This window comes from Fibrella aestuarina BUZ 2 (assembly GCF_000331105.1).
Lineage (GTDB): Bacteria > Bacteroidota > Bacteroidia > Cytophagales > Spirosomataceae > Fibrella > Fibrella aestuarina.
This window is the reverse complement of the sequence record NC_020054.1, coordinates 4,893,845-4,907,141: the sequence shown is the minus strand read 5'-3', so window position 1 is coordinate 4,907,141 and position 13,297 is coordinate 4,893,845. Positions and strand designations below refer to the sequence as shown.

At 45.8% G+C, this 13,297-nt stretch carries 10 protein-coding genes; 5 read left to right on the top strand and 5 right to left on the bottom strand.

The genetic code is table 11. The features are described from left to right. Nucleotides 1-229 precede the first annotated feature (229 nt). A complete protein-coding gene (locus FAES_RS20195; protein WP_015333067.1) occupies nucleotides 230-619 on the bottom strand; it encodes a DUF1801 domain-containing protein in 390 nt (129 codons plus the stop codon). Nucleotides 620-902: 283 nt separating this feature from the next. Between FAES_RS20195 and FAES_RS30165 the strand changes: the two genes are divergently transcribed. Beyond that, on the top strand, nucleotides 903-1,283 hold the full coding sequence (locus FAES_RS30165; RefSeq protein ID WP_015333066.1) for a hypothetical protein: 381 nt from the start codon (nucleotides 903-905) through the stop codon (nucleotides 1,281-1,283). Here FAES_RS30165 and FAES_RS29190 read toward each other — a convergent pair. From FAES_RS29190 to FAES_RS20175, 3 genes are all read right to left on the bottom strand, one after another. After that, entirely contained in the window at nucleotides 1,208-1,867 is a 660-nt protein-coding gene (locus tag FAES_RS29190) for a hypothetical protein (protein WP_015333065.1), read from the bottom strand. The genes FAES_RS30165 and FAES_RS29190 overlap by 76 nt on opposite strands. Nucleotides 1,868-1,946: 79 nt before the next feature. Beyond that, the gene (locus FAES_RS20180; RefSeq protein ID WP_041258208.1) at nucleotides 1,947-2,366 is read right to left on the bottom strand and encodes a hypothetical protein; all 420 of its coding nucleotides are present in this window, start codon (nucleotides 2,364-2,366) and stop codon (nucleotides 1,947-1,949) included. A gap of 119 nt (nucleotides 2,367-2,485) precedes the next feature. Further along, complete coding sequence (locus tag FAES_RS20175) at nucleotides 2,486-3,259, bottom strand: DUF1889 family protein (RefSeq protein WP_041258207.1); 774 nt, start codon at nucleotides 3,257-3,259, stop codon at nucleotides 2,486-2,488. A 169-nt stretch (nucleotides 3,260-3,428) separates the two neighbouring features. On the opposite strand from FAES_RS20175, the gene FAES_RS20170 reads away from it, so the two are divergent. The 4 genes from FAES_RS20170 to FAES_RS20155 all read left to right on the top strand — a co-directional run bounded on the left by FAES_RS20170 (nucleotide 3,429) and on the right by FAES_RS20155 (nucleotide 11,118). Further along, nucleotides 3,429-9,374, top strand: coding sequence for a dsDNA nuclease domain-containing protein (locus FAES_RS20170; protein WP_015333064.1), 5,946 nt, complete (start codon nucleotides 3,429-3,431; stop codon nucleotides 9,372-9,374). A gap of 465 nt (nucleotides 9,375-9,839) precedes the next feature. Beyond that, on the top strand, nucleotides 9,840-10,061 hold the full coding sequence (locus FAES_RS20165; RefSeq protein ID WP_041258203.1) for a helix-turn-helix domain-containing protein: 222 nt from the start codon (nucleotides 9,840-9,842) through the stop codon (nucleotides 10,059-10,061). 143 nt (nucleotides 10,062-10,204) lie between these two features. Beyond that, entirely contained in the window at nucleotides 10,205-10,858 is a 654-nt protein-coding gene (locus tag FAES_RS20160) for a helix-turn-helix domain-containing protein (RefSeq protein WP_041258202.1), read from the top strand. Nucleotides 10,859-10,872: 14 nt separating this feature from the next. Next, nucleotides 10,873-11,118 carry a hypothetical protein gene (locus FAES_RS20155; protein WP_015333062.1) on the top strand — a complete coding sequence of 82 codons (246 nt, stop codon included), beginning with the start codon at nucleotides 10,873-10,875 and terminating at the stop codon, nucleotides 11,116-11,118. 50 nt (nucleotides 11,119-11,168) lie between these two features. On the opposite strand, the gene FAES_RS29185 is transcribed toward FAES_RS20155, so the two are convergent. Then, the gene (locus tag FAES_RS29185; RefSeq protein ID WP_015333061.1) at nucleotides 11,169-12,932 is read right to left on the bottom strand and encodes a hypothetical protein; all 1,764 of its coding nucleotides are present in this window, start codon (nucleotides 12,930-12,932) and stop codon (nucleotides 11,169-11,171) included. Nucleotides 12,933-13,297 lie beyond the last annotated feature (365 nt).

Sequence of the window (13,297 nt, the reverse complement as noted above, 5' to 3'; positions counted from 1 at the left end):
GAAATCCGAGGCTACAAAAAAGACTGACCCGGCCTTCTCAGGCGCAAAGTCAGTCTTTTTTGTAAACTAGTCCTGGCCAGATCAACCCCGTATGCTACTGACTAGAGTTGACGGTTATTAAAAAATATTCGTCTCGTAAAATGCTCCTATCTGAGACGAAGTAGCGATTGCATCTATACGCTTATCAAACTGGGCATTTCATAAGGCCGACAGATCCCTTAAAACAGGTTCAATCTGTTGTTGCAACAAGCCAAGTTTGCACAAGTTCCGTTAAGGTATTTTGAGCTGTGGTTATGGAAGACAGGCTTACAAAGCTGGCAATAGCTCGATCATTGCCTCGCCATACTAAAATGCCAGCCTCATCCTTTATTAGCTGTTGCTTCGGTTGTTCTTTCACTTTCACCCCTCGATGAAAGATCAACTGAATTTGTTGAGGGGGCTGAATCTTCATGGTCAGGCGATCTGCATTGCCAATTGAGTAGTTGGGGCCGTTCCACTTAATACTTTCTGCCAATCGATTGTCAGCCTGCAAAATTATTCCCCGTAATATTTCGATCTGCTGGCGGAGGGGGTGATCAAGCTGATCTAAAAATTGAGTTACTTCTTTATTTACTAGCATTGCAGGGTTCTTTTTAGTTTACTCAAAGCTATGGCCATCAGTCGTAGTAGGAGCCTGTTGATCCCGCCAAATATGGGTGGTGATTGCGACAAGTGTAGCTTCGCAAGCAATACCTACGATACCAACCATCTCGCTAAACGCACACTTTTCGATACGAATGGCAATCAGCCCATCGTAAGGTCAATGCAATCGGGCTAGCGCCAACCAATATTGGGATCCAGATTGACGAATAGCTATACTTATCCATGCATACCGATACCAAGCAGATTCACACCTAAACCCGATGCGGACTCAATTAGAAGCCCTCTACAACGCCCAACTACCAACGTTCCGCGCCGTGCGGCAGGCACTGGGCGAGGGCAAGCGCGGCGGCCCCTTCCTGCTCGCGCCCCATGAAGCCTACGCGAGCCAGCACCGCCCCCTGCTGATCGTGGGCCAGGAGACCAACGGCTGGGGGGAGCATTTCGACGACATCGCCGCCCAGCTGGCCGTTTACGACGGCTTTACGGTCGGGCAACGCTACAACGCTAAACCGTTCTGGAACCTGACCCGGCAGGTCGAGCCGCTACTGGGCAACGCGCAGCCGCCTCAACTAGCGAGGGTACGCATCGTCTCCGCTAGCTTGGTGTACAGAAACCGCTTGCTTTTGCGGGCGGAGGGGTGAAACGAGGTGATCAGCTGGCACCCCTGCCAACTCCCCGTACTATATCCATCAGACAAGGCAGGGGTCATGGCCACTCCGAATAAGCGTTCCATATAGACGTCGTGTCGGAACCCGCCGATGATCAGGTCGGGAGCGATCTGCTGGATCTGCTCCAGAAGCAGCGCCCGACTCACGTCGATGTAGTCCAAAATAGTCTGGGGGTTCGACGCGTGGCCTCCACCCGTCTTTTTGACGTTCATAAAGGCAATGGAGCGTAGGGCCAACTGCTTCTGCTCATGAGTGACCTCCTCGAATGGTGTTGTAAAGCCGTTCAACACCCCGAAGCACCACTCGCTGATGCGGTGAGCGAAGCGGTGTTCCACTTGCATTTTCCACCACGCCCGGTAATCGCCTTCATAGCCGTTCGGTTGCTTGTTGCGGTGTAGAAAGTTATGCTCCTTGGCAATGACCAGAATACGCCGGGGCTGGCAAGGGTACAGCGCCGGGTCGATGATCCCGTCTTTGATCAGGAACTGGTCACAGTCTATCAGGCTGTTTTCCTTGTAGAGTTGCCCGAACCGGCTAAAAATCGAGTCGTCGTTCATCTCGGAGGTCGGAGGAGTCGCTTACGCTGAATGGAAGCAAACTGCTTGATATATCGAATCGGAACACCCTCAGTGCCCCTTACACTTTAAAGGCACTCGCCTGAAAGTCGCTTCCATCCAGCGCGATAAGGTTTGCTTCGCTATAGTACTTATCGTCGTCGATCACGTACACGTCACGAAGATTTGTCTTTCCGTCAAGCCAGTTCAAGTAGGGTTTCAGATGGCGCGCGATGGTTTCGGATTTGGTATTTTTCGTTGGGGACAGCACGAAGATCAGTTTGCCCGATCGGTCGTTCTGTAAAAAGTGAGCCGCCTTAACCATTCCTCCAACGTATACTTTTCGATTGGTTGCCCCTTCTGACTCTAAAATGATGTAGTCACTGTCCTTGACCAGAACGCAGTCAGGCTTGTAACCCGCTTCGAGTTCTTGACCCGTGTATAGTATCTTGTAGCCTGAGTGGCTATGCAACAATGTTTTAAAGACTTTGTCCCGTATCATATATTCATGGTATTCTAAAGCTTACCATTAGAGGTCAGTGCTTAATACGAAGTATGCATAGGCACATTATTAAATTGTTTAGCTATCAAGAGATTAGGCTTTATGGATTAGTGCAACAATTACATTGTCTCACCTGAAGCACACGCGTCCTGCCATTGCCGGTAATAAAATTGTAAGTTAGTGTTTACTGCTTTAAATTGTTTTCCTGTGTTGAGCGCATGGACGAGTTGCTCAACATCCTTAGCATGCTCCGTGGACCAGCCCAATTCCCTGACCAAATAACTGCTTACGGTCGCTGCCTCTAACGCTGACCCGTACTGGTGTAAGGCTAGAATGAACGTTTTAGCTAGTCGCTCGTCGGCGAAGTGTGTGATTCCTGTACTTCGATTAATTGATTGGGTTAACTCCTGCATCGCCACCTTGACAATACAGGATGGCTCTCGCAGGGAAACGTGTGAAGTTGTATTACTACGTAAGTCAATTGGATTCCATCGTTCCAACCAACCTCGTACCGTTTCTGGGGTCCAAGGGACAGCAATGATAACTTTAACCGACCTCGCGTCGTCGGCTAGCGCTAGCTCGTCATCGTATAACCCGCAGGCGATAATGATCTCAAATCCAGGCGGGCGGCTTCTCGGGTAAGTTTTGACGGTTTCGAATTTATACAAGGCCTCAGAGTCCTCTTTCAGCCGAAATCCAGAAAAAAGCTGTTTGACAATTCGTGGCCCAAGCAATCTGTCGAACCAGCCAACCTGATCTTTGTTACTAATTAAGAGCGTAACTTGCCTAATGTCAGGCATCTGATTGTATAATGAGGCTGCGAAGTCAATGGCTTCTTGATACGCCTCGTCGTCAGTTCCTCTTGTGGCAATATAGTATCGTTCCTTGTTCATGCCGATGAGAGTTTACCTTTATTGATCCGTGAGTAGGCCTGTAAAGCCAGGCAAGGTGACTAATGCTATTGCAGGGCCCGTAGGCTAGGTACAAGTAAATTGGCTTTACAGGCTATTTTACGGGTCAATTGTACATTAATTTAACCTAAAATAATAAATCAACCTAATAGTGACTGTTCATCTCAATCCTACTTCTCCAATACGTCGAGGTTACTCTTTCCAAGATTTGTGGGCGCTAAAAAAGAGTATTGAGTGGCTCAAGAGCCCCAACAAATTTCAGTCAATTACAATTGAAACATATCCAGACGAAATATCCGATAATCACTTTTTTATCGAAGATATAGTCGTAAAAACAGTAACAAATTCATATCAGATTTTTCAACTAAAACATCGCCAGCAACCCGATACCGAATTTTGGGAATGGGACGACTTTCTCGATCAACGGAAAGGTCGTAACGACAAATTACTATCCTCATTGTTTCAAAAATGGTCAACTTCACTTCTAAAACTTACACAAAGTGCTAACGTAGAAGAAGCAGCTTTTATAACAAACGGTAAACCCGGTGCCACATTAGAGCAGTATTTGGCTAACGGCAAAATAGATATAGATAGTATACAAGCATTAGATGAACCATTATATAAACGAATTATTGATCAATTAGGAGATCAAAGTGCCCGAGCCTTTTTTAGTGAATTTTATTTCTATTTTAATCTACCAAGTGAAGATCAATTTGATGAAGAACTCCGATTAGAATTTTGCAGGGATTTAAAGGGTACACGGTCCGGCTACCTCAGTGTTAAAGATTATATCTATAAAGAAGCTAATAAGCAAAGTCCCCAACCATTAACACTGGCGACATTACGGGAAGTTGGTGAGTGGGATCAACCTCAACCCCTGAATGAAGAATTTCATGTACCGGATGATTTTGTTCTCTTCGATGCCAGTCTGCACGAGGACTTAGTTCAACGTATCAAATCAGAGCCGGGAGGGATTGGGGTTTTCGTTGGTAAACCGGGCACTGGTAAAAGTACATATTTATCAAGTCTAGCCCATCAGTTAGCTGAACAAAACATAATTGTGGTTAAGCATCATTACCACATCAGCACAAACGATCCTTATGGACTGGACCGGTTAAATAATGAGCGGATTACGCAAGCACTCAAATATCAATTTAAACAACACGAAGAAGAGCTTGAAGAACAAGCTTACCAAAATTCATCGGGCATCACACTTCGTGAATTTATTAACCAGCTGGCTATCAATCAACACCAACTCGGGAAAAGTTTCGTACTTATAATTGACGGTCTGGACCATGTATTACGTTATTGGAAAGAAACTGAGTTAAGAGATTTTTTGCTGGAAGTCTCCCAACCTCAAAACGGCTTATGGCTATTGTTTGGCACCCAGGAAGCCGCAAAGAAATATTTGCCCCAAGTAATTTTTGACAAATGTCCTGAGACGGATTGGTTCAATATTCCAGGTCTTGACTACTCATCGACATCCGCAGTTATTCTATCTAACTCAGTGGGTTTAAATCTTCCTCTTGATAATATTGAAGCAACCGTTGAGAAAATCTTCAGCCTAACTGAGGGGAATCCGCTTCATCTTCGGTACACTTTACAAACGTTAAAAAACCAACTGGGCAATACCATTGCCTATCATTTTAACCTTCCTTCTGTACCACCTTATCAGGGTGATATCTCCAGTTATTATAATGTTTTATGGTCAAGCCTACCTGACTCTAGCAGAACGGCAGCCTTAGTGGCTTCATCTATGGATATTGGCCTGACTAAAAAACAATTAATCGAAATAATAAGCTCTATCGAACCCAATCCATCTACAGTCGGTAGCAGTGTATCTTCTATCTATCATTTGCTTAAAGAACAGTTTTTCGGTGCTCTGACCATATATCACAATAGTTTTCGCATTTTCATTGAGAGTCAGTCTGATTTTGCTGAACAAAAACTTAGACTTTACGAAGTTATCCAAAAATGGTTACGTCTTTCCTCTTACGAATATTTAAAGTGGGCTGAATCTCAGAAGATTGATTTACAATTGGGCAACCCCAACTCTATCATTCAATTAGATCGAGACTGGACTATTGAAGCAATCCTACGAAATCGTCGCGAAGAAGACGTTGAGCGACTGCTAAAACTGGCTAAGAATACGGCATTCACTGAGCAAGATTTCCCAACCAGTATTCAACAAAATATTCTCTTCTCAGTAGTAAGCAATGCGTTCGAGCACAATGACACTGAGTACCCTGCTTTGTGGAAAGTGCTTTTTAAGAATAAGGTAGAATTAGAGATTCCTAGTGACTTAGAACTGGAAATGTTACCCTCTTATCAAGTTTACTATTATGTAAATCAGCTACACAGACAAGGACATACTGGGATTCGAAAATTAGCCATTGATACCTTCAGGCATCGTCTTCATAATCAACGATATCGAGAGAAATCAGAGTACAATGAAGTAATACCTTCAACGCCCAAGTATGTTTTGAAAGTTATGTGTTTGGACAAAATGTATCCGGTTGAACGAGCATTCGCTTTCTGTAGTCAATTCCGTTCGGATAATTGGTCGGCTGATCTATTAATGGTCTATCTCAAAGAATTGGTAATATCAAAGCAGTACACTAATGTTAGTTTACTCTTCCAACAGTCTTTAAGCAATTTCGAACGTCAATATCTGCTTGACTTCCTTATTCAAGAAGATTGTTTTAATCAAATAGAAAAACATACTGCGCTTTTGAAAGCTAATCAAGATGAGCTTTCTGCTTGGGGCAGTCTGTGGTGGCAAGTCAAAACAGGATATTTTGTTATAGAAAAGTGGGTGCTTCCAGATCATGATTCACTCCCATACACCATTGAAAACTATGAGTCAAAGAAGAAAGTAGAACTGACCCAAACCTTTCATAGGCTTTGGTTGAGCGCAGTAGCACTCGCTTTAGCGGGCAACAGATCAGTATTAGATAAATGGCTCTTAGGTGTTACTAAACGTAATTCCCTACAAGCGGGATCGGCCATTGTAAAATCAGCTTTATATGTTGCTGAACAAGTTCGACAGAATAATACTATTAATCTTACAGATGTAATAAATGAATTAAATGAGTTTTCACTCCCCCGTTGGGAAAACGACCCCAAACAGTATCCAATTGGCCAAAGCTTCACAAAAGCAGCCGCTGAAATAATATGGAACTGTTTATGTATTAATTGCCTAACGACAGGAAATCGCATTATTGCGAATACTGATTTACATGTATTGTTAAATTCACTATTTATTTCTGAAGAGTCGCTGCTACATTTCTTGCTTAAGCAACGTATTACTATACTTGACCAAGCTGCTTACGAAGGATTTGTCGGTAGAGAGTTAGATGCTTGGCGTCATGAGATAGCTACTTTCTCTGATCGGTCGAAACGGTATGTAGCATTGGCTGAACTTGCTTTGCTTCATAATGACGGTGAACGAGTAATTTCTTTTGCCCGTCTTGCTGCTAATAACCTGCTAGGATATGGTTACCACAAAGATTTGACGATTTACAATGTATTGCGTAGCGTTGGTGTCTGTTTTAGGGCTGGTTCGCACCGCGCCATTGAGTGGATGCACAGGCTGGCTCCACTAGCTACATGGGTAGGCGACTTTACAGATGGAGATGAAACACGAACTCTAATTCATGACTATCATGAACTACTAGGAGAAATAGACGTAGCTGCTCTACGGCGATTCTATTACCAAATGCTTGTTGACGAAAAATTTGACCTAGCAGAAAGTAGTTGGAATAGTTTAGTAGAATGGTCTCAGCTTGATAGTCCACAAGCACTTTGGCTTGTTGCTACAGCAGTAGATAATACCTCTTATTACACCCTCAGTAAGCGGGCTGCAACAGACCATTGTGCTAGTCAAGCTTTGAATTATTTACAACAAGCGTTAGGGCCTCGACAAGAAGTCGAAAAAATCCCCTCTTCATATACTTCTGAGGAAAAAACGTTTGATTATGATTCGGTTCCGCCCAAAAGTATTCAAAGTTATTTGCAGGAATGGGAAGGGCAATCAGTTTATCGATCACGGTCAGTAATTAGCGAATGGGCTAAGCATTGGATTGCTAAGCCAGATCAAAATCGTAGAGAGTTGTATGTCATACTGGCTGATTTAGTAATAAGTCGGGGCTGGGATGAACAGGATCGTAAATTTTACGATGCGATTTACGAGTTAGCCTATGAGTTTGACGAAGAATTTGCTTTTCAATGCTTAGTATACGCCCAGCACGAATACACAGAGTGGGACCCTTACAATTCATCTGATCGAACCGCAATCCATCAGCGTTGGCAACGAGTGAAAGAGGATTTCCCGAGTCGTTATTTGGAATTTTTTCGAAGAAGTGTTCAAGACAATGGCTATCGTAAAAAGGGACTGAACGATTATTTTGTCCCATTTCCAAAAGGCATCGAATTCTTCATATTCATGGGTGATCTTCAAATGGCTGAGGATATAACCGAAGCAAGTTTGCAGGCCACTGAGGAGTTAATGGCAGATTTGGAATTACCAACGAGTACTTGGATTGACGCACCAGAGCGGGATGAGATTGACCTGTTACTTGCTCGGCAATTGTGGGTAAGCACTATCACCCGTGAACGGGTAGCATCGTCTTTAGCCATGCTTATTCGGGAGACTTTACCAACTCTAACTGTTTACGAAAGGTGGCTCTCATGGCTCTCAGCACAGACGCTCGAGACAGTAATTGCTAATGGCTTGCTTCCAATCCTAAAATATGCACAAGTTCAGGGGGCTGATTTCAGCTTCATTAGTGTAAAAGCAATAAATGATGCAATGCAGTACACTACCATTGCATCAGAAGAATTATTAAGGGAACTCGCTCGACTTGTAGGCGATTCATCATTTCGCGTTAATATTAAACGCCGCCCTCCGTTCATTGTCCCACCCGATTACGAAATGGGTGCTAACTTCAAAAAGCTCTCTGGTAGGTTTTTGCCCCCAGTGTACAGTAATGGCGCAGACATAGCTGAGAAAAAATTCAACGGAATTTTCTGGCGTTTCTGGTCATATATTGTTGATGGACTTCTTGCTACGTATAATATAAATGCAGACATACAGGCGTTTGTCGATTTTCTTGGCCACAGAAGCGATAATATGATACTGACCGGCATGGCCTCACTTGCTACAGAAGTGTATAGATCGGCCTTTTTATTACGTACCCAAGAATTATACAAATTGAAATTATTAGCAAATTGGCGATATTTCGATTTTTCTTATCAGACGATTCCTATTGATTTGTCTCTATGGAAATTGCAACAACAACGTTGCCCTGATTGGTGGCCTATAGGTCAACAAAAGTTAGCTAAAAATAGCTCTCATCCTAAGCCATTGGACACATCCAAATCAGGCATACTTGAGCAAATAAAAATAATTATTAATTCAGTAAACGAGAATCGAGTTATTGCACTAGATGGGCCACTTAAACCAGCTTCTGGATGGATTGAGCCGTTGGAAACGCGTGTGACTTTAGTGCCTTTTGCTTACCGTGTATATGGTCCCGATTTGCCATCAGCCGAGGAAATTGACAATATATGTCATTTTGTTTATGGGCCCAATATCTTTTCATCCGTAACAGAAGCACGACCCCTCAGTTATCTTGAATCAAATCATGAAGATTCACTCAATGACGATAAACTTACAGAAATAAAGGATATGGTCGTAGCCCCCTTGGTTGGTCGATTTCGACATCATGTCATCAACATGTTTCAGCCCTATCGTCACAACCCATTCCCATTCGGCCTGTTCTTTAATTTAAAAGGAGACACTAATCTTACCATTGCGGATGATTCCATTCATTATTCGTTAGACAACCAAGTCGTTGCTCGGTCGTATGATTGGACTGAAGGCATTTCAGAACGCAGAAATTTTTATCTTCCTGAGCCACATGGCCAGATACTTGAAATAGATAGTCAGTTTTTAGATGATCACTTGACTTCTTGTAGTTTGAAATTGGGCTTCATTTTACGTGTTGAGCATACACTTACAGAGTCTTATAAAGACAAAGAGGATGTAATACAGTTTTATGAACTCCTAAACGTTTCAAGAATTATTGAGCCATGATTCTTGATAAAATCGCATGATCTTCTAAATAATTTAAATTTTTATAATAATTCTGTGAAAACTCATACTGCATTATAATGAATCTGCTCCCCTAGGTAATCGATTAATTTCAATAAACGTCAGTTTTCAGCCGCTATTATGTACTTGCAAGACCTAGTCGGTGGTGATGGCGAATCGCTGACAGGCACAACCTTCTGAACTTATCAGTCACCTTTTACAGTGTGAATTGGATAGTTGCGGCCATATAACAGAATACTGGTAACCTGCGCAACAATAAACCATAAAAGTTGTAGAAGATTAGGTGGTATTGGTAGCACACTTATGAAAAATAAAAAGCCGCGCTCAGCCTCCTTTAGGGCGGCATTTAGAGGAAACGTATCGAACTAAGCACCTTACTTTGTTAGGCATTTTTATCTTTGCCTGAAACCCATCGCACGTGCATTCGCACCTCGGGACCATATACAAATGACACCCCACTCAGACGACATTAAGCAGCAAGTTGGCTCACTGATTCGTGAGGCACGGAGAACAAAAGGGCTCACTCAGAAAGAACTAGCAGATATTCTCGAGATGGACGAGAAAAGGCTAGCCAGACTTGAAAGTGGCCGAATGAATCCTACAATTAGTACGTTACAGCGAATTTTGAATGCGGCCGGTTGCTCAGTTGAGATGACACTAAAGCTGTAGCAAAAAAATTTGCCACGAAGGTTGAACATATATTATCAACCTTCGTTATATTTGTACTGTCATATGACAATAAAAAACCCCAACGCTTCATTCTTGGCGGAACCAGCGGAGGGGGGATGTACTACACAAAACCTCTCAGAATTATGAGTACGGTGCAAATTTACGATGCCTGGCCCATTGTGCCAAGCCTCCATGAGCCAACGGCTCCCCAACCCGCCCAACGGGGCGACCTCAACCACCGCTTCTTAGCCGTCATGCAGACCTTAGGCCTGACGGGCTACGCTGTGGCTAAAGGCGCGGGCATTGCCGAGCCCACCCTGAGTTATATACGCTCCGGTAAGCAGAAACCCGCCATTACGTTAGTGGAGTGGCTACTAAACGCCTACCCGCAGGTGGATGCCGACTACCTGCTGCGGGGCATCGGTGGGCCCCTGCGAGATAGCGTACTACACGACCACGAACCGACGCCACTTACGGGAACAGGCTTCGAGCTGCAACTGGGGCGGCTGCGCTGGTATTTGCGCGAAGAAGTCTACCCCGCCCTGGAAGACGACGCCAACCTCATCTACGACGAGCAGGGCGAGCTGATTCAGCACCCGGACGTGGCGTTAGCGATCCACCTCCACCGCGAATTTGTATCCTATCTGGGCGAGAACCAGTCGCAGTGGTGGGACGACTACTGGGACGAGCTGCTTTATCTCTGCGAGCGGTTCTACACCTCGTCGGCTCAACTGGCCTCGATTCTGGGGCATCCTCAGTTCATTGCGCTGTTGCACGCTTACAATCAGACGGTGTAAGGCCAAGTCAGGACATGGTGTACGTCGTACAGCAGGCTCCCGACATGCCAGGCGTGTTGTTAGCGAGTAAGCAGTTTAAAGATTTTGACATCAAACCGTTAGAGTTCACTCCTCCCGAGGTCAACATCGACGACTTCGATGCGGATTTAGACGACTGGGGCGTCGATATTGACGAGGAGCCCCCAAAACCCCCAAACAAAGAACATGACATCGAAGATCGTCAACAGTTGATAGACTCCCTGTCAGCGTATCTGTTTTAAACAAATCCTTCCGTCTACTCGCTAGGGGTGGACGGAAGGATGCTATTGAGTCACTGGTAGTAGACCATGCAACGACAGTTACGGGCTACATACGTGTTAATATCATAAAGGCCATCTTCTGTTTCTAACGTGTAGACATGACCCGAATAATCTGGACGCCAACGCAAATTGACGATATGATCGCTCTGTATCGGGCCAACGTTACCATATCTAAGATCGCCGACAAGTACGGGGTCGGCGGTATGACTATCTGGCGAACCTTGCGGCAACATGGAATCGATACCCGTACTAACCGGGGCAAGGCCCCTCGAATCATTCTTCCCGATTCTCAGATAGTGGCGCATTATCGAGCGGGTACGAGCGAGTTGGCGCTGGCTAGCCAATACGGCGTCGATCGAAATGTCATTGCCCGCATTTTGAGATACAACGGGGTCCAGCGCCGCAACGCCAGCGAGGCGAATGTGACTCGATTTCAAAAGGCGACTGACGAAGAGTTGCTTCAGGTCGTTGCCAAAGCGAACGAAGGCATGCGCCGATTGGCGCCAGCGCGAAAACGAGCTATTGCGGCTAATCGGGCTATGGCTCGACAGGGCGGATACTATTTCATCGGCGCTTTTGAGGATCAGGTTACCGACTACCTGAACGAACGAGGGTTGCCAACGACGCCCCAGCAAGCCGCTGGTGTCTATAACATCGACATCGCCTGTGGGCATGTCGCCATAGAAATTCATATGCAGACCACCAACCCCCACTCGTACCCCTGTTATAAGCGCCGACTCAAATATCTCTTGGAACGTGGCTGGCTGGTGCTTTACGTCAAGATCACCCGTGGTAACCCGTTGACCGAAGCCGCTCTTGACCAGCTTGTGCGCCTTTGTCAACTCGCCCGCCTTAACCCAACCGTCCGTGGTCAATATGGGATGATTCGGGGTACAGGTGAACTGGCGTTTGCCGGAGGTATAAATGGTGACGATATCGCCCTCGTACCAGCTCCGGAAGACTTTTTTGATACGCTTTTTGTCAACAAAGGTGCGCTCGTGCGGTAAAAAACAATTAATGACGTTCTTGGCGCCGCCCGCCGGATCACCGGGGTAGCGCATCACCATGCCGCCAACGACGAACAGATCACGGATCTTGATCGGGGGCTGTGAGGCCATAAGCGCGTGGGCATCGCGGGTGCGGCCGTCGAGTACCGGAAGCCAGCGCTTGGTCGTTTTGCCCCGCGTTTCAGCCAGCCACTCACTGCCGGCATTCCAGCCCCGAAGCGTTTCGGTCTGGGCAATGCGGCTGACGCGGTTCGGCTCCAGTAGCACACCCCGCAGCCGACGAATGATTGAGCGGGTCGTTGACCCCAGATCGGCGGCCACCGCCAGGGCGTTGGCTACCAGATTACGGGTGCGGTTCGTGAGCTTGACAACCCGACCGGCCCCCGTCAGATCACGGACCAGGCTCAACAGGCGCAGGCGCAGGCTGGCGGGCGGTTGGGGTTCCTTCGCTCGTTTCATGCCGGGTATCGCGGCGGCCTTGGCACCGCAGCGGCGGACCGCCTCGATGGTTGGTTCGGGTTGCAGGCTCGCCGCGATCCCGCCTCGTAGATAAAGCGTATTGAGTAAGGTCTGATGCGCTTCGTCGGTAATCAGGCCCGGTAACAGCAGCAGTACGTCGTCGATCGATTTGCCACTCTCCAGTACGGTGATCAGCCGGTCGAGCATAGCCGTCATGGCCTGCTGCACAAGGCGGCGGGCGACACGGCACTGTTGGTCGAAGGGCGCTACCAGCTGGGCGTAGAGCTGTTGCTGCTGCACAGGCGTCATAACGTAACGACGGAATAAATAATGATCGTAGTAAATGATAGCAATTTATGATAATAATTGCTATTGAGGCATATTTGTTATCGTTATTATATGAACATATTGTAAGCAATGCCATGATTTGCTTGTATGGTCACGCATGATACCCAACATTGTAAATTGAGTGAAATGACTAACCCATAGGCAATTCATTATTGACCCGTGAATTTATTCGTGAAGCCCTTTTTCTTGTCATAGTCAGACTTTAAAGTCTTATCTACAATCAATAGCTCATAACATGTATGCCGCAGGTTATGAGGAAGGGATTGCATATGTCAGAGGTATTTATGGCCGAATGATTATATTGCCACCTAACATGGTTGAGATCA